Genomic DNA, 18439 nt, shown 5'->3' with positions numbered 1-18439 from the left:
AATCGACCCCATCGCTCGCCCCGGGGAATGCCACGTCTGAAGGCCCCGCCGGGGCGCTTTGCTTTTTGCGCCCAAGGTTTCATGCAACTCCCCGAGATCGCATCCGGAAAACGCTTCACGCTGCCCCGCCCCACCGGTTCGGCCGATGCCCTGTTGCTGGCGCGCTTCGCGCAGGCCCGGGCGGCGCAACAGCAGATCACCGCGATCATCACCGCCGAACCCGCGGACACCCAGCGGCTGGAAGCCGAGCTGCCGTTCTTCGCGCCCGGGCTGCGGATCGCCGTGTTCCCGGACTGGGAAACGTTGCCCTACGACACCTTCTCGCCGCACCAGGACCTGATCTCCGAGCGCCTGGCCACGCTGTGGCGCATCCGCCAGGGCGAGGTCGACGTCGTGCTGCTGCCCGCCTCGACCGCGCTCGTCCGCCTGGCACCGCCGAGCTTCATGGCCGGCTACACGTTCCACTTCAAGCAGAAGGAGAAGCTGAACGAGGCGGCCCTGAAGGCGCAGCTGACGCTGGCCGGCTACACGCACGTCAGCCAGGTCGTCTCGCCCGGCGAATACGCGGTGCGCGGCGGGCTGATCGACCTGTTCCCGATGGGCTCGCTGGTGCCCTATCGCGTCGACCTGTTCGGCGACGAGGTCGACTCGATCCGCACCTTCGACCCGGACACCCAGCGCAGCCTGTTCCCGGTGCCCGAGGTGCGGCTGCTGCCGGGCCGCGAGTTCCCGATGGACGAGGACGCGCGCGCCCGCTTCCGCGCCCGCTGGCGCGAGAAGCTCGAGGGCGACCCGACCAAGGTGCGGTTGTACAAGGACATCGGCACCGGCCTGGCGAGTGGCGGCATCGAGTACTACCTGCCGCTGTTCTTCGACGAGACCGCGACGATCTTCGATTACCTCGGCCGCGGTGACGAATCCCCGGCCACGCTGGTGCTGCACGGCGAGATCGACAACGCGCTGGCGAAGTTCTGGACCGACACCCGCGAGCGCCATCGCTTCCTCGCCGCCGACCGCGAACGGCCGATCCTGCCGCCCGAGGACCTCTTCCTGAAGGCCGAGGATTTCTTCGCGCTGTGCAACCGGCACGCCCAGCTCGCGCTGCGCGGCCGCGACGAGGTGGCGTGGGCGCGCCCGCTGCCCGACCTGAGCGTCGACCGCGGTGCGCCCGAGCCGCTGACGCGCCTGAAGCATCACGTCGCCGGCACGAGCCACCGCGTGCTGATCGTCGCCGAGACCGAGGGCCGGCGCGAGAGCCTGCTCGAGCTGCTGCGCGACAGCCAGATCGAGCCGCCTAGCGTGGCGACGCTGGCGGACTTCCGCGCCGGCGAGCAGCACTTCGCGATCGCGGTGGCACCGCTGGCGCAGGGCTTCTTCTGGTTCGAGCCCGACGACGAAGTCACGATCCAGTTCGTCACCGAGACCGAGCTGTTTGCGACCTCGCCAACCGCGCGGCGGCGCCGCAAGCAGGAGCAGGTCAGCGACGTCAACTCGCTGATCAAGGACCTGTCGGAGCTGAAGGTCGGCGATCCCGTCGTGCACGCCAACCACGGCATCGGCCGCTACGTCGGTCTGCGCAACATCGACCTGGGCGATGGCAGCAGCGAGTTCCTGCACCTCGAATACGCCGACAAGGCGACGCTGTACGTGCCGGTCGCGCAGCTGCACCTGATCGCGCGCTACACCGGCGTGGCCGCCGACGAGGCGCCGCTGCACCGCCTCGGCTCGCCGCAATGGGACAAGGCCAAGCGCAAGGCCGCCGAGCAGGTGCGTGACACCGCGGCCGAGCTGCTGAACCTCTACGCCCGCCGGGCCGCGCGCGAGGGCTTCGCATTCCGCTTCCAGCCGCACGACTACGAGGCCTTCGCCGCGAGCTTCGGTTTCGAGGAGACGCCCGACCAGCAGGCCGCGATCCACGCCGTCATCCAGGACATGGTCTCGCCGCAGCCGATGGACCGCCTCGTGTGCGGCGACGTCGGCTTCGGCAAGACGGAGGTCGCGCTGCGCGCCGCGTTCATCGCGGTGACCGGCGGCAAGCAGGTCGCGATCCTCGCGCCGACCACGCTGCTGGCCGAGCAGCACTACCAGAACATCGCCGACCGGTTCGGCAAGTGGCCGGTCAAGGTGGCCGAGATCTCGCGCTTCCGCTCCAGCAAGGAAGTGAAGGCGACGCTCGAAGGCCTGGCCGACGGCACGGTCGACATCGTCGTCGGCACCCACGCGCTGATCGGCGACAAGGTCAAGTTCAAGCGGCTCGGGCTGCTGGTGATCGACGAGGAGCATCGTTTCGGCGTGCGCCACAAGGAGGCGATCAAGGCGATGCGCGCCGAGGTCGACGTGCTGACGCTCACGGCCACGCCGATCCCGAGAACATTGGGCATGGCATTGGAAGGCCTGCGCGACCTGAGCGTGATCGCGACCGCACCGCAGCGGCGCCTGGCGATCAAGACCTTCGTCCGCACCGAGACCAGTGGCACGATCCGCGAGGCGATCCTGCGCGAGCTGAAGCGCGGCGGGCAGGTCTACTTCCTGCACAACGAGGTCGAGACCATCCAGGCGCGCCACGACAAGCTGGCCGAGCTCGTGCCCGAGGCGCGCATCGCGATCGCGCACGGCCAGATGCCCGAGCGCGAGCTGGAGCGCGTGATGCGCGACTTCGTCGCCCAGCGCCACAACGTGCTGCTGTGCTCGACCATCATCGAGACCGGCATCGACGTGCCGAGCGCGAACACGATCGTGATGTCGCGCGCCGACAAGTTCGGCCTCGCGCAACTGCACCAGTTGCGGGGCCGCGTCGGCCGATCGCACCACCAGGCTTATGCGTACCTGATGGTGCCGGACGTCGAGGGCCTGACCAAGGCCGCGTCGATGCGGCTGGAAGCGATCCAGAGCATGGAGGAGCTCGGCTCCGGCTTCTACCTCGCGATGCACGACCTCGAGATCCGCGGCGCCGGCGAGGTGCTGGGCGACAACCAGAGCGGCAACATGATGGAAGTCGGCTTCCAGCTCTACAACGAGATGCTGGCCGAGGCGGTGCGCTCGCTGAAGGCCGGCGTCGAGCCCGACCTGCTCTCGCCGCTGTCCGCGACCACCGAGATCAACCTGCACGCCCCCGCGCTGCTGCCTGATTCGTATTGCGGCGACGTGCACACCCGGCTGTCGTTGTACAAGCGGCTCGCGTCGGCGAACGCGGCAGCGCAGATCGACGCGCTGCTTGAGGAGGTCACCGACCGCTTCGGCAAGCTGCCGCCGCAAGGCCAGACGCTGTTCGACGTCCACCGCCTGCGCGTGCTCGCCAAGCCCTTCGGCGTGACCAAGATCGATGCCGGCACCAAGCTGATGGTGATCAGCTTCCGCCCCAACCCGCCGGTCGACGCGCTGAAGATCATCGAGCTGGTGCAGAAGAACCGCCACATCAAGCTGGCCGGCAACGACAAGCTGCGCATCGAGCGCGACACGCCCGAACCCAAGGACCGCGCGCAATTGATCCGCGACGTGCTGCGCGCGCTCGGCACGCCGAAGCAACCTCAACCCGCATGACATCGACGATGGCTCACGAGTTCGCCCCCGGCCTGTTCGTTCGCGGCTTCGCGCCGCCGCTGCGCCTGGCCGACTACAAGCTGGTCGCGTTCGACATGGATTCGACGCTGATCAACATCGAATGCGTCGACGAGATCGCCGCCGCGGCCGGCCGCAAGGCCGAGGTCGCCGCGATCACCGAGGCCGCGATGCGTGGCGAGATCGCCGACTACAAGGAGAGCCTGCGCCGCCGCCTCGCGCTGCTGCGCGGTGTGCCCGAGGCGGCGCTGCACGAGGTCTACGCCAACCACCTGCAACTGAACCCCGGCGTCGAGCACTTCGTTCGAGCCTGCCAGGCGGCCGGGCTGAAGACGCTGCTGGTCTCCGGCGGCTTCACCTTCTTCAGCGAGCGGGTGCGCGGCCGGCTCGGCCTGGACTTCGCGCGCGCCAACATGCTGGAGGTCGAGGACGGCGCGTTGACCGGCCGCCTGATCGACCGGCCCTGGGGCGACATCGTCGACGGCGCCGAGAAGAAGCGCGTCGTGCTCGAGGTCTGCGAACTGATGGGCATCGCGCCGGCGCAGGCGATCGCGGTCGGCGACGGCGCGAACGACCTGCCGATGATGGGCGCCGTCGGCCTGAGCATCGCCTACCACCCGAAGCCGGCGGTGCTGCAACAGGCGATGCTGTCGATCACGAGCGGCGGCATGGACCGCGCGCTCGAGGTCTTCGGCGCGTGATCGGCGCAGCGCTCCGCCGCGCCGACGGCGTGGCGAGGCGCGGTCAGTCCGCCGCCGGCATCACGACGATGCCATCCTCGTCGGCCACCAGCCACTCGCCGGGGAGCACCCAGACGCCGTGGATATGCAGCGCCACGTCGCGCTCGCCCTGCTGGCGACGCTCGGTCGGCATCGGGATCAGCGCCAACGCGCGAATGCCCATGTCGCATTCGATCAGCTCGGCGCTGTCGCGCACGCAGCCGTCGACGACGACCCCGGCCCAGCCGTTCTTCGCGGCCGCCGCGGCGATGTTGCCGCCGACCAGCGCACGCCGCAGCGAGCCGCCGCCGTCGACGACGAGCACGCGGCCGTGGCCCGGCTCCTCGAGCGCGGCCTTGACGAACGAGTTGTCCTCGTAGCACTTGACGGTCGCGATGGTGCCGGCGAAGCGCTTGCGCCGGCCGAAGTCACGGTAGAGCGGCGGCAGCACTCGGAAGCTGCCGTCCGCGTTGGCCTTGTGCGCGTCACACAGGTCGCCGGTCACGAGGTTGGAGGACTTGCTCATGCGTTGGTCACTTTCCGAATCGGCGGTTTCACGTCGCCGGCGAGCGGCGGCAGCATCGGCTGGTGCTCGCGGGCCGGGTTGAGGATGATCGAGGTGGCGGTCTCGGTCAACAGGCAGAACTTGGTGACGACCGCGTCGAGATGGCTGACGTCGATCACCGCGATCTCGAGCACCCAGCTGTCGTCGCCGGTGACGTTGTAGGCATTGATGCATTCAGGCGTGCTCTGGATCAGCTTGACCACGCGCGCGTAGTCCGCCCGGCCGACGCGAATGATCGCCCGGATGCCATAGCCCAGCTTCGCCAGGTTCACGGTCGCCCGGTAGCCGCTGATCACGCCCGCCGCCTCCAGCTTGCGCACCCGTTCGGTCACCGCCGGCTGGCTCAGGTGCACACGCCGGCCGAGCTCGGCCATCGTCAGCCGCGCATCGGCCTGAAGCTCGGCGAGGATGCGGGTGTCGTGCGCGTCCAGATCCACGTTCAAGGTCGAAGTCATCAAACTCCTTTGAATCGACGGCATTGTGATCGATCAACCTGCATCGGACCATGGAGACGAGACGCCAGCCTTCGTATCATCGTCCGCATGAACACGCTTGTCTCGGCCTCGACGTCGCGCTCTTCGCCGCCTGGATTCCTCGGCCTGCCGCCCCTCCTGCTCCTTTGTCTCGCCGCGACCTGGCTGATCTGGGGCTCGACCTACCTTGCCATCAAGCTGGCGCTGCCCATGTTCCCGCCATTCCTGCAGATGGGCACGCGCTTCCTCCTCGCCGGCGGGCTGCTGATGGCGTGGATGCGCTGGCGCGGTGCGGCGTGGCCGAACCGCCGACAGTGGCGCAACGCGCTGATCGTCGGCACGCTGATGCTCGGCGGCGGCATGGGCGGGACGGCGTTCGCGGAAGTCTCGGTGGGCTCCGGGCTGGTGGTCGCGTTCATCGCCGTCGTGCCGCTGCTCATCGCGGCTTTGAACCTGTGCTGGGGCGTGCGGCCGGGGCGTGTCGAAGTCGCCGGCATCGCGCTCGGACTGGTCGGCGTGCTGATGCTCACGCAGGGCGCGGGCTTCCAGGCGTCGCCGGCCGGCCTCGCGGCCATCGCGATCGCCTGCGCCACCTGGTCGCTCGGCAGCGTGCTCAGCCAGCGTGCCCTGCCGCTCGCGCCGGGCGCCACCGGCTTCGCCAGCGAGATGCTGTGCGGCGGCGCGGTTCTGATGTTGCTGTCGGCACTGCACGGCGAGACGCTGGCGTGGCCGCCGCAGCCGCTCGCCGTCGCAGCGTGGCTCTACCTCGTCGTGTTCGGCTCGCTGATCGCGTTCAACGCCTACATGCTGCTGCTCGCCCGGGCCTCGGCCGGGTTGGCGTCGAGCTACACCTTCGTCAATCCGGTGATCGCGATGCTGCTCGGGGTGGCGTTTGCCGGCGAACACGTGACCGGCTTCGAGTGGGCCGCCGTCAGCGTGGTACTGGCGGGCGTATTGCTGCTGATGTGGCGGCGCAGGGCGTAGGCGTCGTGGCCGCCTCGACCGGTGCCCAGCGCGCGAACGAATCGGGCGCGCCGAACAGCAGCCCTTGCATCAGCGGACAGCCGGCGTTCAGCAAGGCCTCGCGTTGCGACTCGGTTTCGACGCCTTCGGCCAGCACTTCGCAGCCGACCGAGCGGGCCATCGAGACGATGCCGTGCAGCAGTGGCCCGACGCGGGCGCCTTCGATCTCGGCCACGAACGAGCGATCGATCTTGATGCAGTCGACCGGCAGCTGGCGCAGGTAGGTCAGCGACGAATGCCCGGTGCCGAAGTCGTCGAGCCAGATCGACACGCCGAGCGCCTTGATCTGCTTCAGCATCCGGATCGCGAGTTCCACGTCGTGCATCACCGCGGTCTCGGTGATCTCGATCGCGAGCAGATGGGGATCGATGCCGGTCCGGGCGAGCATGCGCTCGGCGTAGCGCACGAACTCCGGCGTGCGCAACTGGACCGGCGAGACGTTGATCGACACATAGCGCGTGTTGCGCAGGCCTTCGGGCAACGCCATCAGCTCGCGGCACGCGGCCACCGAGACGCGCTGGCACAGCGGTCCGATGAGTCCGCTCTCCTCGGCCAGCGCGACGAAGTCGCACGGCGCGACCGGCCCGTAGTGCGGGTGCGTCCAGCGCGCCAGCGCCTCCATGCCGAGGATGCGACGGGTCCCGCCGTCGACGATCGGCTGGTAGGCGACCTGGATCTGGTCGCGCGAGATCGCCGTGCGCAGCGCGGTCACCAGCGAGCGATCGGCCTGACGCCGCGCGCGCAGTTCGGCGCCGAAGAACCGGGTGGTGTTGCGACCGCTCTCCTTGGCGACGTACATCGCGGCGTCGGCATGCTTGAGCAGCTGCTCGGCGCCGCCGCCGTCTTCCGGAAAGATCGCGACACCGACGCTCGCCGACACCTCGACCCTGTCGGTGCCGTGCGGCACCGCGGCGGCACAGGCGCGGAGCACCTTGTCGGTCACCGCGGACACTTCGCCCGGCATGCTCAGCCCCGGCAGCAGCACGACGAACTCGTCTCCGCCGAAGCGGCCGACGACGTCGCTGCTGCGCAGGCAGGCGCACAGGCGCCGGGCGACACTTTCGAGCAGCGCGTCGCCGACGTGATGCCCGCAGGTGTCGTTGACGGTCTTGAACCCGTCGAGGTCGATGAACACGACCGCCACGCCGGAACCGCCGGCGCGCGCGACCTCGATCGCGTCGCGCAGCAGGTGGATGAAGTGGGAGCGGTTCGCCAGCCCCGTCAACGGATCGGTGCGCGCCAGCTCGCGGGTGCGTTCCTCGATCGCGTGACGGTCGGAGATGTCGAGCACCGTGCCGTCGACCCGATGGACGCGTCCGGTCTCGTCGGCGTGGGAACCCATCCGGCACAGGCACCAGCGTTCGCGGCCGCCGCGCGCGACGAAGCGCACCTCGCCCGCGCGCTGCGTCGGCGCCGCGACGACCTTCGCGAGCATCGCGCGCACGCCGGCGCGGTCGTCCGGCGCGACGAACTCGATCAGGGCCTCGAACGGCATTTGTCGCCGACCGACCTCGAGCTCGAGCAGGTCGGCCAGCTCGTCGGAGATCATCGTCGCGCCGCTGCCGACGTCATGGCTCCAGCTGCCCAGGCCGGCGAGCCGTTGCGCCAAGGACAGGGCCTGTCGGCTGCGTTCCAGCTCGTCGGTGACGATCCGTTCCGAATGCGTGACCAGGTAGACCAGCTCATCGGCCTCGCGGTAGGCGCGGTCGATACCGGACAACAACTCCCGCCACTGCGCCGCACTGGCCGGCGGCTGCGTCGGGTCCAGGCGCAGACGCCGCAGCTGCCGCTGCAACGTGGCGTGGAGCGGCGATGCCAGCGGCGCGTTCATGCTTCGCCGATGGTGGTGAGCGTCAAGGTCATGTTGTGCATGTCGCACGTCGCGCGTTGTCCGCTGGCGATCTCGCCGTACGAGTAGAAGCCGATCTGGCTGGCGCCCGACGGGAGCAACTGCGCGACCAGTTCCACCTCGGCGTCGGTCTGTTCGCCGAGCACGACACGGCGACCGATGCAGCTGACGACGATGTTCAGCAGCGGCCGGTCCGCCGTCGCCGGCGTGCACCACGCGCCGAGTTCGTGCGCCGCCTGATCGGCCGCGCGCAACAACTCGCCACGCGCCGCGCGCGACAGCTGCACCAGACTGCCGCGCGGCACGTCGCCCGCGAACGTGATCGACTGCCTGACCCGGTCGATGCCCAGCACGTAGCGGATCAGCGGCGGCTCGCCCTGTGCGCCGCGGTACACGCACAGCGGAAAATGCGCGGCCGATGCCGGCAGGGCGCTCGCGTACCGGCCGAGGTACTGTTCGTAGAGTTCGAGGGCCGGCCGACCGTCGAGCTCGTACACCACGTTGCCCTGCGCATGCGTGACCCGGCGCCGCGGCCCGAAGCCGACGCTGCCGCCGCGGCTGACACTGTGGACCTGCAAGCGTTCACCGTAGAAGCCGATGGCGACCGCGGCGCCGCGAGACGGCACACCCTCGGCGATCACCCAGGTGCGGTCGAAGCGCGTGCCGTCGGCAGCCATGCCGCCGGTGAGCAGCACGCCCGCGGGCAAGCCGTCGAGCAGCCCGCGCACCAGCTCCGACCCGTCCACGAGCAAGCCGTCCGCCAGCGCCAGAACCGCCACCAGCCCGCGGCGCGTTGCCAGGTCGTGCGCCATGCGCCGACCTCCGTCGAAGTCGTGCCCGTCGTTGAAGGCGCTCACGAGCGCCAATTGCGAGTGGTCGAAGCGGGTGATCGACACGGCCACCCGCGCATCGCCGATCCGGCCGTCCTCGATCACGGTGTCGCTCGAGGCGCCGGCCAGCAGTGCCCGCGGAAATGCGCGGCGGATCTCGTCGACCAGCACGCTCAGCTCGTCCAGCGCGGGCGGGCCGAACACGAGCACCAGGGTGGCCGTCGAGTCCAGCGCGGCCGGCAGCGGTGCTGACCATCCGGTGGGGGCTTGCCAGGTCAGAACCGCCGAGTCCATGGCGCAAGCTTGCCTTCAAGTCCGGCCGCAGCGGGCACTCTTCCGACAGGCAAATGCAAACAATCGTGCGGCGTCCTCGGCGACGCGCGCCGGGAACGTCCCGCGGAGATCAGCCCCCGGTCGGTGCCTCGGTGGCTTGCGCGACTTCGTGGTGCGCGGTCTCGGTCGCATCGGCGCCGGCGTGTCCGGAAGCCGGCGGCGCAATCGCTTCGAGGCGGTAACCGACGCTGTAGATGGCCGCGAGGCGGTAGCCGTTCTCCGGGTGCAGGCCCAGCTTCGTCCGCAACCGCGACACATGGGTGTCGAGCGAGCGCGAAGAGACCTCGGCCTCGATCGCCCACACCGCCTCGAGGAGGTGCTTGCGTGACAGCAACCGGCCCATGTTCTGGAACAGGAACAGCGCCAGGTCGAATTCCTTCTGTTTCAACGTGACCGGCACGCCGTCGACGGTGATCTGTGCGCCGGCCACGTCGAAGCGATAGCGTCCGAACGACACTTCGTTCGGCGGCTGCTGGTGGTACGCGCGGCGCAGCAGCGCCTTGACGCGCGCCATCAGTTCGCCGACGCGCATCGGCTTGATCATGAAATCGTCGGCGCCGGCGTTGAGGCCTTCGATCACGTCCGCCTCGGTGTTGCGGTTGGTGACGAACAGCACCGGCACCCGCTCCTGCAGGTTCTCGCGCGCCCAGCGCAGCACCTCGAGGCCGCTGATGTCGGGCACCTGCCAGTCGAGGATCAGCAGGTCGAAGGTCTCGCGCCGCAGCGCGCGCAAGTAGGTCTTGCTGTCGGTGAAGCCGTGGCAATCGTGACCCATCGAGGCCAGGGTTTGCCGGATCAGGTCCAACTGATCGGATTCGTCATCCAGAGCCGCTACACGCATTCCATCTCTCCCCGGTTTTGTGTTTCCTGACGTGACGTCACTCGCGCACGGATTTTTGTCGGCACGTCATTGGGGGACTGTAGGCAGATTGACGGCCGAAATGACACCGCACTGTCGTTGTAGCGTTAACCACTGTCAACAGCGGCGCCAACACCGTGTGGGCTGTGGGGAGGGGGCTACGCCGCCGACAAATCCGGCACGCCTGTATTCGGCAGGACGAGGCGGGTGCGGCGTCCGTTTTCGCCGGTGGACTGCACGGCCTGCCCGCCATGACGCTCGGCCACGCCCCGCGCAAATAGCAAGCTGGAGGCCACCTTTCGGGACGCCCGCGGCGTCGGCGCCGACGCCGGGCGCGCGGGCGGTGCAACGGGTTCGGCGATCTCGAATACGCCGGCGGTACCTTCGGCGGCCACGTTGCAGTGCACCTCCGATCCGGGCGCGGCCGCGACGACCGCGTCGCGCAGCAGCTTGGCCAGCGCCGCGGCCAGCAGGGCCCGATCGCCGCGCACGACGATCGACGCGGAGCCGGGGGCCACCTGGATCCGCACGCCGTTCTGATGGGCCGCCGTCCAGGCATCGGCAACGACCTCGACCAGCAGGTCGGTGCAGTCGAACTCGTCGTCATGCAGGCCCTGCCGACGCGCGCGGATCAGGTCCGCGAAGTCATCGATCGCGTCGAGCGAGCGGCGCGCGTTCGCCTCGATCCGCTCGAGCAAATGCGACAAGCTCATCGGGTCGGGCTGGATGCGGTGCAGGTCGAGCAATGCCAGGGTCGACGAGTGGCCGGAACGCGCGTCATGGCCCAGGAAGTTCAACGCGTGCTCGAGTTCCTGTTCCGCCGTGGCCGGGCTGGTGGCAGCCGGGTGTCCGGCGTTCGGGGAGCTGTCCATCGTCGCGTCGCTTTCGGGCTGCTCGATCAGCGCCGCGCGTCGGCCTGTCGCCGGATCGCGGTCAGGGTGGTGCGCGAGGTGCTCACGTCGGCATCGAGCTTCAGGTGGAGCAAGGTCGGCTGGCCCGCGGCCAGCGCAGCGGCGAACGCGGGTTCGAACTCCGCCGTCGTCGTCACGCGGCCCGCCGCCCAGCCGTGCGCGCGCGCCAGGGCGGCGAAGTCGGGGTTGAACAGATCGCTGCCGCTGACCCGCCCCGGGTACTCGCGCTCCTGGTGCATCCGGATCGTGCCGTAGGTGCCGTTGTCGACCACGATGACGATCAGCTTGCCGGCACCCCGGCCGGCGCCATAGCCGGTGGCGGTCGCCAGTTCCTGGCCGGTCATCAGGAAGTCGCCGTCGCCGGCGATGTTGATGGCCGTGCGGTCCGGGTACAGCAGCGCCGCGGCCACCGCGGCCGGTACGCCGTAGCCCATCGCGCCCGAGGTCGGCGCCAGTTGCGTGCGACCGCCCTGCTGCAGCGCCGGATAGCGGTAGTAGCGGTGCAGCCAGCCGCTGTAATTGCCCGCGCCGTTGGTCAGCACGCTGTCGGCCGGTGCAAGGCGCTGGATCGTCTTGACGACCTCGGCCATGTCGAGCGGCTCGACCGGCGCCGGCACCAGGTTGGCTTCGTAGTCGGCGTGGGCGGCGGCGGTCCACTCGGCCCACGGCAGCTCGGGCGGCGGCGCCAGGGTCTCGAGTGCCTTGGCGGCGCAGGCCATCGCCGCCTGCAGCATCAGGTCGGCGGCGTAGACCTTGCCCAGTTCCTCCGGTCCGGCGTGGATGTGGATCAGCTTCTGCTTCGGCCGCGGGGCCTTCAGCAGCGTGTAGCCACCGGTCGTCATCTCGCCCAGGCGCGCGCCGACGGCCAGGATCAGGTCGGCCTCCGCGACCCGCTTCGCGAGCTTCGGATTGATGCCGATGCCGACGTCGCCGGCGTAGTTCCGATGCCGGTTGTCGAACAGGTCCTGGAAGCGGAATGCGCAACCCACCGGCAGGTTCCAGCCTTCGGCGAAGCGCTGCATCGCATCGCAGGCCGCGGCGTCCCAGCCGCTGCCGCCGACGATCACCAGCGGCCGCTGCGCCGCCAGCAGCATCGTGCGAACCTCGCGCAGCGCGCCCGGCGCCGGCCACGCCAGCGCGGGCTCGACGCGCGGCAGCACCGGCACATCGGTCAGACCCGTCAGCATGTCCTCCGGCAGCACCAGCACGACCGGGCCGGGCCGGCCCTGCATCGCGACATGGAAGGCGCGCGCCACGTACTCCGGCAAGCGCGCGGGATCGTGGATCTCGGCGACCCACTTGGCGAACCCGAGCGTGCCGGGGCCGAACATCTGGCGGTAGTCGACCTCTTGGAAGGCCTCGCGATCACGCTGGTCGCTCGCGACCTGGCCGATGAACAGGATCATCGGCGTGCTGTCCTGGAACGCGGTGTGCAGCCCGATGCTGGCGTTGGTGGCACCGGGCCCGCGCGTCACGAAGCAGATGCCCGGCCGACCGCTCAGCTTGCCCTGCGCCTCGGCCATGAACGCCGCCCCGCCCTCCTGCCGGCACGCGATGAAGCGGATGCGCTCGCGGTGCTCGTACAGGCCGTCCAGCACCGCGAGGTAGCTCTCGCCGGGGACCCCGAACACGGTGTCGACACCCTGCTCGATCAGCGCTTCGACGAGGACATGCCCGGCGGGGCGGGCGGGGATGGAATCGGTCATGGAAATCGTGGGCAGCAATCGCGAAGCCGCCAGTGTGCACCGCGGCGATGCGGGTTCACACCGATTTGCGCAATTCACTGAATGGTGAATTATTCGTCCATGACGACCGAGAGCGTGGCGCTGCCCGAAATCCGCACCCGCGATGCCGACCGCACGCAGCAAGCGATCCTGAGCGCCGCCGTCGCGGAGTTCTCCGACGCCGGCCTGGGCGGCGCGCGGGTCGAGCGCATCGCCGAGCGCGCCGGCGTCAACAAGCGCCTGCTGTACTACTACTTCGGCAGCAAGGACGACCTGTTCCTCGCCGTGCTCGAGCAGACCTACGCCGACATCCGGGAGGCCGAGAAGGCGCTGCGCCTCGAGAACCTCGAGCCCGTCACCGCGATCCGCCGGCTGGTCGAGTTCACCTGGGATTACTACCTCGCCAACCCGCATTTCCTGACGCTGCTGAACAGCGAGAACCTGCACAAGGCGGTGCACCTGAACCGCTCTTCGCGCATCCGCGAACTCAATTCACCGCTCGTGCAATTGCTCGACGACGTGCTGCAGCGCGGCCAGCGCGCCAACCTGTTCCGCGGCGGCGTCGATCCCGTGCAGCTCTACATCTCGATCGCCAGCCTCTGCTACTTCTACCTCTCCAACAACGCCACGCTGTCGACGATCTTCGGTCGCGACCTGCGCGCGCCGGCCGCGCTGGCGGAGCGCCTGTCGCACATGACCGAAGTGATCCTCGGCTATGTACTGCGAAAGTAGCGCCACGCGTCACTAGTCACCAAACGGTTAATTGAGGACGACACGATGGACCCGTTCGACATCGCCTTCTACCGCCGCCAGGGCCACCTCACCGTCAACGGCGTGTTCACCTCCGCCGAGATGGACGCGGTCGTCCGCGACATCGAGCAGTGGGGCACGAGCTTCCTCGCCGCGCTGCCGGAGTCGCAGCGCGCCTGGTACGTGGACGGCGGCGTCAGCGCACGCACGGTGCTGCGAAAGCTCGACAACCCGCACGCGCAGCGCGACGCGGTGCAGGCGCTGGCCCGCGACCGCCGCTTGCTCGACCACGTGGAAGCGTTGATCGGTCCCGGCGTGTCGGTGTACTTCAGCCAGATCTTCTTCAAGCCGCCCGAGGGCGGTGGCCCGAAGCCGGCGCACCAGGACAACTTCTACTTCGGCCCGACCGACCCGGAGGGGATGGTCACTGCGTGGATCGCGCTCGACGACGCGACGCTCGAGAACGGCTGCCTCTACTTCGGCGACGGCACCAACCTCGGCCCGGTCTACAAGCACTTCGCACCCGAGGCCGAGCCCTACAACCTGCAGCTGCCACCGGCGATCCTCGACAAGCAGCCCATGTCACCGGCGCCGGTGCGCAAGGGCGGCGTGAGCTTCCACCACGGCAACACCTTCCACGCATCGGGCCCCAACCACAGCGACCAATGGCGCCGCGCCTGCGCGCTGCACTTCGTCTCGAACGACAACGAGTTCGCGTCGCCGGCGCTGCCGTACGACCACTCGCTGAAGTTCCGGGTGTCCTGAAATGCGTTGGCTGCTGCACCCCGCCACGCGGCCGTTCTGGCTGATCGTGATGCTGCTCGTGCTGTGGGACCTGGTCGTGCGGCTCTTCAAGATCCCGCCGTACCTGGTGCCGCCGCCGCTGGCCGTCGTCAAGCAGCTGATCGCCGAGTGGCCGATGCTGCTGTCGCAAAGCCTGCCGACGCTGTACGCGACGCTCGGCGGCTTCGCGGCCTCGGCGCTGATCGGCGTGCCGATCGCGATGTGGATCTCGTACTCGCGCACGGTCGAGAGCTTCGTCTACCCGCTGCTGGTGTTCTCGCAGTCGGTGCCCAAGGTCGCGATCGCGCCGTTGTTCGTCGTGTGGTTCGGCTTCGGCATCGTGCCGAAGGTGATCGCGGCGTTCCTGCTCGGCTTCTTCCCGGTCGTCGTGTCGACGGTGCAGGGCTTCAAGTCGGTCGAGCCCGACGTGATCGACCTGGCGCGCTCGATGGGCGCCAACCCGCTGAAGATCTTCCTGAAGTTCCGCCTGCCGCAGGCGCTGCCGTCGATCTTCAGCGGGCTGAAGGTCTCGGTCACGCTGGCCGTGGTCGGCGCGGTCGTCGGCGAGTTCGTCGGTTCCAACTCGGGCATCGGCTTCGTGCTGCAGCGCGCGACCGGCACCTTCGACCTGCCGCTGATGTTCGCGGCGCTGGTCGTGCTGTCGACGCTGGGGGTGCTGCTGTTCCTCGTCGTCGAGCTGGTCGAGCGCTGGCTGATGCCGTGGCACGCCTCGCAGCGCCACGACATGAACGCCACCGCCTGAGATTCGTTCGCTTCCCCGTTCATCCACAACGTCAACAGGAGACAAACCATGAAACGTCGCCATCTGATCCGGGTCGCATGCGCGGGGGCGCTGGCCGGCGCGCTGGTGTCGGGCGCGGTCGCGCAGACACGCGAGAAGGTCACGCTGCTGCTCAACTGGTACGTCTACAGCGAGCACGCGCCGTTCTTCCTCGGCAAGGAGAAGGGCTTCTATGAAGCCGAGGGCATCGACCTCGACATCCAGGAGGGCCGCGGCTCCGCGGTCTCGATCCAGGCCGTGTCCGCCAACTCGGCAACCTTCGGCTACGTCGACGTGCCGACGATGATCCGCGCCGCGACCAAGGGCGCGCCGGTCAAGGCGGTCGGCGTCGCGCTGCAGCTCAGCCCGATGGCGGTAATGGGCCTGGCCGAGAAGAACATCAAGTCGCCGAAGGACATCGTCGGCAAGACCGTCGCGATGACGCCGGGGGATTCGATGAGCCAGATCTGGCCGCTGTTCCTGAAGAAGACCGGCCTGCAGGAGGGCCAGTACAAGGTCGTCTCCGGCGACGGCCAGACCAAGCTGAACGCGGTGATCAACGGCCAGGCCGACCTGCTGCTCGGCTACGTGATGGACCAGAACATCAAGATCCAGGACGCGACCAAGAAGCCGGTCGAGGTGATCCGCTTCGCCGACTACGGCATCACGATGGTCAGCTCCGGCGTGATCGCCCACAAGGACACGCTCGCGAACAAGGCCGACATGGTGCGCCGCTTCATGCGCGCGACAACCCGCGCGTTCGAGGAGACCGAGAAGAACCCCGAAGCGTCGATCGACGCGATGCTGAAGGCCAATGCCAAGGCCGGCCAGCGCGACACGCTGATCGTCGGCATCAAGCTGACCACGCCGCTCTACCACTCGGCCGAGACCAAGGGCCAGCGCCCGCTGCGCGCGTCGATGAAGGACATCAACGACTCGCTCGACCTGCTGGTGCAGTACGGCGGCCTCGACCCCGCCGCGCGCGGCAAGGCCGAGGACTGGGTCACCAACGACTTCCTGCCGAAATGACCGCAGGCGCGAGCAACGTCGTCGCGCTCGACCCGCTCGCGCGCGGTGCGGCCACGGCCGCTTCGACCGCGCCGGTGCTGATCGAGGGCCGCGGCGTCCGCAAGACCTACCGCACCCGCGAGGGCGACACCGAGACGCTGAAGCCGCTGGACTTCAGCATCCGCGCCGGCGAGTTCGTGTCGGTGGTCGGGCCGTCGGGCTGCGGCAAGAGCACGCTGATGAAGATGGTCGCCGGGCTGCTGCCGATCAGCGGCGGCGAGCTCGCGCTGGCCGGCAAGCCGGTGCGCGGGCCGCAGACGGACGTGGGCATCGTGTTCCAGAGCGCGTTGCTGCTGCCGTGGCGGCGCGTGATCGACAACATCCTCCTGCAGGCGGAGATCCGCAACCTGCCGATGGCCGCCGCGCGCGAGCGCGCCGCGGCGCTGATCGAGATGGCCGGCCTGAAGGGCTTCGAGCAGAAGTACCCCTGGCAGCTCTCGGGCGGCATGCAGCAGCGGGTGGCGATCCTGCGCGCGCTGCTGCACGACCCGTCGGTGCTGCTGATGGACGAGCCGTTCGGCGCGCTCGACGCGATGACCCGCGAGCGCATGAACCTCGAGCTGCAGCGCATCTGGATGACGTCGATGAAGACGGTGCTGCTGATCACTCACAGCATCCCCGAGGCGATCTTCCTGTCCGACCGCGTGTTCGTGATGAGCGAGCGGCCCGGGCGCATCGTCGAGGTCTACGACATCGACCTGCCGCGCCCGCGCCCGCTCGACGTGATGGGCACCGAGGCTTTCGCGCATTACGCGCGCCTGCTGCGCGCGCACTTCTACGCGCAAGGCCATCTCGACGCGCATTGATGCGCCGCGCCGCCTCATGACCACCGGCGTCAACGTCGTCGTGCGCGCGGTCGACCTGCGGGTCCGGCCGGTCCAGCTGCGCCTGCCTTTCCGCTTCGGCGCCAGCACCCTGACGGCGTGCCCGCAGCTGTTCGTGCGGGTCGAGGTGGACGTGCCGGGCCACTGCAGCGGGCACGGTGTCGCGGCCGAGATGATGGTGCCGAAGTGGTTCGACAAGCGTGCCGGCCTCAGCGCCGACGCCAACATCGCCGACCTCGCGCAGGCGACCCGCGATGCCGCAGCGGCGTACACCAACGACACGCCCGCGACCTCGTTCGGGCTGTTCGCGCGCCACTACGACGCGCTGATGGCGCAAGGCCACGCGGCGGGCCGCACGGCGCTGTCGTCCGCGTTCGGCCAGGCGGTGATCGACAAGGCCGTGCTCGACGCGTTGTGCCGTGCGCTCGATGTGTCCTTCTTCGAGGCCGCGCATCGCAACGCGCTCGGCCTGGTCGACGTCCCCGTCGCGGCCGACATGACCGGCTGGGACTGGTCCGCCTGGCTGCCCACGCTGCAGCCGCTGCGCCGCATCGAGGCGCGCCACACCGTCGGCCTCCTCGACGAACTCGAGGCCGTGCGCTTCGGTGACGATGGCCTGCCGATCAGCCTGCGCGCCGTGATCGAACGCTACGGTCACCGCAGCTTCAAGATCAAGCTCGGCGGCGAGCCGGCCAGCGACCTGCAGCGACTGCGCGCCGTGCTGGGCGTGCTCGACCGGACCGTCGGCGACTACCGCTACACCGTCGACGGCAACGAACAGTACGCGAGCCTCGATGCCTTGAAGGAACTGCTCGCGGGGCTGCGTGGCCTGCCGGCACCGCTGTACATCGAGCAGCCGCTGCCGCGCGAACTCAGCCTGTCGACCGCGCTGCCGGCGGACGGGCCCGTCCCGCTGCTGCTCGACGAGGCCGACGGCACGCTCGACGCCTTTCCGCAGGGCCGCGCGCTGGGCTGGACCGGCGTGTCGAGCAAGACCTGCAAGGGCCTGTACAAATCGCTGATCAACCGCGCGCGCTGCGACCGCTGGAACCTCGAGGACGGTGGCGGCACGGCGCGCTACTTCATGTCTGCCGAGGACCTGACCTGCCAGGCCGGCCTCGCGGTGCAGCAGGACCTGGCGCTGGTCGCGCTGCTCGGCATCACGCACAGCGAGCGCAACGGGCATCACTACGGCCTCGGCTTCGGCGCCGCGCCTGCCGCCGAGCAGCAGGCCTTCGCGCAAGCGCACCCGGACCTCTACGAACGCCACGACGACGCGGCCCGGCTGCGAATCGACCGCGGCGAACTCGCGATCGACTCGCTGTTCCGCCCCGGCTTCGCCCACGGCGCGACGCCCGACTGGGCCGCGACCGAACCTCTCTGACCACA

At 69.3% G+C, this 18439-nt stretch carries 16 protein-coding genes; 9 read left to right on the top strand and 7 right to left on the bottom strand.

Going from position 1 to position 18439, the window contains the following annotated elements; translation table 11 throughout:
• Positions 1 to 81 precede the first annotated feature (81 nt).
• Positions 82 to 3540 (top strand): transcription-repair coupling factor, encoded by a 3459-nt coding sequence (gene mfd, locus ASC76_RS16920; protein WP_056468903.1) that lies wholly within the window; start codon positions 82 to 84, stop codon positions 3538 to 3540.
• 8 nt (positions 3541 to 3548) lie between these two features.
• Positions 3549 to 4259, top strand: a complete 711-nt coding sequence (gene serB, locus ASC76_RS16915) for a phosphoserine phosphatase SerB (RefSeq protein WP_056468900.1) — start codon at positions 3549 to 3551, stop codon at positions 4257 to 4259.
• Between the two features lie 43 nt (positions 4260 to 4302).
• On the opposite strand, the gene rraA is transcribed toward serB, so the two are convergent.
• Together rraA and ASC76_RS16905 are read right to left on the bottom strand one after the other, a co-directional pair.
• Entirely contained in the window at positions 4303 to 4803 is a 501-nt protein-coding gene (rraA, locus tag ASC76_RS16910) for a ribonuclease E activity regulator RraA (protein WP_056468897.1), read from the bottom strand.
• Positions 4800 to 5297: an Lrp/AsnC family transcriptional regulator gene (locus ASC76_RS16905; protein ID WP_056468896.1), complete on the bottom strand. Its 498-nt coding sequence runs from the start codon at positions 5295 to 5297 to the stop codon at positions 4800 to 4802. Before ASC76_RS16905 ends, rraA begins: the two co-directional genes overlap by 4 nt.
• Positions 5298 to 5384: 87 nt before the next feature.
• Between ASC76_RS16905 and yedA the strand changes: the two genes are divergently transcribed.
• The gene (yedA, locus tag ASC76_RS16900; RefSeq protein ID WP_056468893.1) at positions 5385 to 6299 is read left to right on the top strand and encodes a drug/metabolite exporter YedA; all 915 of its coding nucleotides are present in this window, start codon (positions 5385 to 5387) and stop codon (positions 6297 to 6299) included.
• Here yedA and ASC76_RS16895 read toward each other — a convergent pair.
• The 5 genes from ASC76_RS16895 to ASC76_RS16875 all read right to left on the bottom strand — a co-directional run bounded on the left by ASC76_RS16895 (position 6247) and on the right by ASC76_RS16875 (position 12826).
• Positions 6247 to 8169 carry a bifunctional diguanylate cyclase/phosphodiesterase gene (locus ASC76_RS16895; protein WP_056468890.1) on the bottom strand — a complete coding sequence of 641 codons (1923 nt, stop codon included), beginning with the start codon at positions 8167 to 8169 and terminating at the stop codon, positions 6247 to 6249. The two genes, yedA and ASC76_RS16895, sit on opposite strands and share 53 nt — an antisense overlap.
• Positions 8166 to 9311 carry an FIST signal transduction protein gene (locus tag ASC76_RS16890; protein WP_056468886.1) on the bottom strand — a complete coding sequence of 382 codons (1146 nt, stop codon included), beginning with the start codon at positions 9309 to 9311 and terminating at the stop codon, positions 8166 to 8168. Before ASC76_RS16890 ends, ASC76_RS16895 begins: the two co-directional genes overlap by 4 nt.
• A 109-nt stretch (positions 9312 to 9420) precedes the next feature.
• Positions 9421 to 10191, bottom strand: coding sequence for a response regulator transcription factor (locus tag ASC76_RS16885; protein ID WP_082549233.1), 771 nt, complete (start codon positions 10189 to 10191; stop codon positions 9421 to 9423).
• Between the two features lie 176 nt (positions 10192 to 10367).
• Positions 10368 to 11081: a HAMP domain-containing histidine kinase gene (locus ASC76_RS16880; RefSeq protein WP_056468884.1), complete on the bottom strand. Its 714-nt coding sequence runs from the start codon at positions 11079 to 11081 to the stop codon at positions 10368 to 10370.
• Positions 11082 to 11107: 26 nt separating this feature from the next.
• Positions 11108 to 12826: a thiamine pyrophosphate-binding protein gene (locus ASC76_RS16875; protein WP_056468881.1), complete on the bottom strand. Its 1719-nt coding sequence runs from the start codon at positions 12824 to 12826 to the stop codon at positions 11108 to 11110.
• Positions 12827 to 12925: 99 nt separating this feature from the next.
• Here ASC76_RS16875 and ASC76_RS16870 point away from each other — a divergent pair, with 99 nt between their 5' ends.
• Genes ASC76_RS16870 through ASC76_RS16845 form a run of 6 tightly spaced genes read left to right on the top strand, consistent with a single transcriptional unit; the run spans position 12926 to position 18434 of the window.
• On the top strand, positions 12926 to 13576 hold the full coding sequence (locus ASC76_RS16870) for a TetR/AcrR family transcriptional regulator (RefSeq protein ID WP_056470998.1): 651 nt from the start codon (positions 12926 to 12928) through the stop codon (positions 13574 to 13576).
• 45 nt (positions 13577 to 13621) lie between these two features.
• A complete protein-coding gene (locus tag ASC76_RS16865) occupies positions 13622 to 14359 on the top strand; it encodes a phytanoyl-CoA dioxygenase family protein (protein WP_056468878.1) in 738 nt (245 codons plus the stop codon).
• Position 14360: 1 nt separating this feature from the next.
• Entirely contained in the window at positions 14361 to 15140 is a 780-nt protein-coding gene (locus ASC76_RS16860) for an ABC transporter permease (RefSeq protein ID WP_056468876.1), read from the top strand.
• A 48-nt stretch (positions 15141 to 15188) separates the two neighbouring features.
• Positions 15189 to 16187: an ABC transporter substrate-binding protein gene (locus ASC76_RS16855; protein WP_056468873.1), complete on the top strand. Its 999-nt coding sequence runs from the start codon at positions 15189 to 15191 to the stop codon at positions 16185 to 16187.
• Positions 16184 to 17032: an ABC transporter ATP-binding protein gene (locus ASC76_RS16850; protein ID WP_082549232.1), complete on the top strand. Its 849-nt coding sequence runs from the start codon at positions 16184 to 16186 to the stop codon at positions 17030 to 17032. The genes ASC76_RS16855 and ASC76_RS16850 overlap by 4 nt, the downstream gene beginning before the upstream one ends.
• Before the next feature lie 16 nt (positions 17033 to 17048).
• Entirely contained in the window at positions 17049 to 18434 is a 1386-nt protein-coding gene (locus ASC76_RS16845; protein ID WP_056468871.1) for an enolase C-terminal domain-like protein, read from the top strand.
• The last annotated feature ends 5 nt before the right edge of the window (positions 18435 to 18439 follow it).

Origin of the sequence: Rhizobacter sp. Root404 (assembly GCF_001425865.1) — a bacterium.
GTDB lineage: Bacteria > Pseudomonadota > Gammaproteobacteria > Burkholderiales > Burkholderiaceae_C > LMDS01.
This window is presented reverse-complemented; position numbering and strand designations above follow the sequence as displayed.

Excerpts from the sequence above, each read along its gene's own strand:
- mfd (WP_056468903.1), top strand. The coding sequence starts at position 82 with ATGCAACTCCCCGAGATCGCATCCGGAAAACGCTTCACGCTGCCCCGC.
- serB (WP_056468900.1), top strand. The coding sequence starts at position 3,549 with ATGGCTCACGAGTTCGCCCCCGGCCTGTTCGTTCGCGGCTTCGCGCCG.
- rraA (WP_056468897.1), bottom strand. The coding sequence starts at position 4,803 with ATGAGCAAGTCCTCCAACCTCGTGACCGGCGACCTGTGTGACGCGCAC.
- ASC76_RS16905 (WP_056468896.1), bottom strand. The coding sequence starts at position 5,297 with ATGACTTCGACCTTGAACGTGGATCTGGACGCGCACGACACCCGCATC.
- yedA (WP_056468893.1), top strand. The coding sequence starts at position 5,385 with ATGAACACGCTTGTCTCGGCCTCGACGTCGCGCTCTTCGCCGCCTGGA.
- ASC76_RS16895 (WP_056468890.1), bottom strand. The coding sequence starts at position 8,169 with ATGAACGCGCCGCTGGCATCGCCGCTCCACGCCACGTTGCAGCGGCAG.
- ASC76_RS16890 (WP_056468886.1), bottom strand. The coding sequence starts at position 9,311 with ATGGACTCGGCGGTTCTGACCTGGCAAGCCCCCACCGGATGGTCAGCA.
- ASC76_RS16885 (WP_082549233.1), bottom strand. The coding sequence starts at position 10,191 with ATGCGTGTAGCGGCTCTGGATGACGAATCCGATCAGTTGGACCTGATC.
- ASC76_RS16880 (WP_056468884.1), bottom strand. The coding sequence starts at position 11,081 with ATGGACAGCTCCCCGAACGCCGGACACCCGGCTGCCACCAGCCCGGCC.
- ASC76_RS16875 (WP_056468881.1), bottom strand. The coding sequence starts at position 12,826 with ATGACCGATTCCATCCCCGCCCGCCCCGCCGGGCATGTCCTCGTCGAA.
- ASC76_RS16870 (WP_056470998.1), top strand. The coding sequence starts at position 12,926 with ATGACGACCGAGAGCGTGGCGCTGCCCGAAATCCGCACCCGCGATGCC.
- ASC76_RS16865 (WP_056468878.1), top strand. The coding sequence starts at position 13,622 with ATGGACCCGTTCGACATCGCCTTCTACCGCCGCCAGGGCCACCTCACC.
- ASC76_RS16860 (WP_056468876.1), top strand. The coding sequence starts at position 14,361 with ATGCGTTGGCTGCTGCACCCCGCCACGCGGCCGTTCTGGCTGATCGTG.
- ASC76_RS16855 (WP_056468873.1), top strand. The coding sequence starts at position 15,189 with ATGAAACGTCGCCATCTGATCCGGGTCGCATGCGCGGGGGCGCTGGCC.
- ASC76_RS16850 (WP_082549232.1), top strand. The coding sequence starts at position 16,184 with ATGACCGCAGGCGCGAGCAACGTCGTCGCGCTCGACCCGCTCGCGCGC.
- ASC76_RS16845 (WP_056468871.1), top strand. The coding sequence starts at position 17,049 with ATGACCACCGGCGTCAACGTCGTCGTGCGCGCGGTCGACCTGCGGGTC.